Here is a 338-nt window from a genome sequence, read left to right as displayed (position 1 = left end):
GATCCACGCCGGTGCGGGTGGTGTCGGCATGGCGGCGATCCAGGTGGCGAACCATCTGGGCGCCGAGGTCTTCGCGACCGCGAGCGAGGGCAAGTGGGAGGTGCTGCGATCGCTGGGCGTGGCCGAGGACCACATTCGCTGGGCGTGGCCGAGGACCACATCGCCTCGTCGCGTACGACGGACTTCGAGGCGGCGTTCGCGGAGGTCACCGGCGGCCGGGGCGTCGATGTCGTACTGAACTCGCTGGCCGGTGAGTTCGTGGACGCGTCGCTGCGGCTGGTCGGCCCCGGCGGCCGGTTCCTGGAGATGGGCAAGACCGACATCCGGGAGGCCGCCGA

At 71.3% G+C, this 338-nt stretch carries 1 pseudogene; it reads left to right on the top strand.

Features of this window, described 5'->3' with window-relative positions:
• A pseudogene (locus IF11_RS39830) lies at positions 1–338 on the top strand (zinc-binding dehydrogenase); the annotation flags it as partial.

The sequence above is a fragment of the Streptomyces scopuliridis RB72 genome (assembly GCF_000718095.1).
Taxonomy (GTDB): domain Bacteria; phylum Actinomycetota; class Actinomycetes; order Streptomycetales; family Streptomycetaceae; genus Streptomyces; species Streptomyces scopuliridis.
Note: the sequence above shows the minus strand (reverse complement) of the source record. Positions and strands in the feature narration are given on the sequence as shown.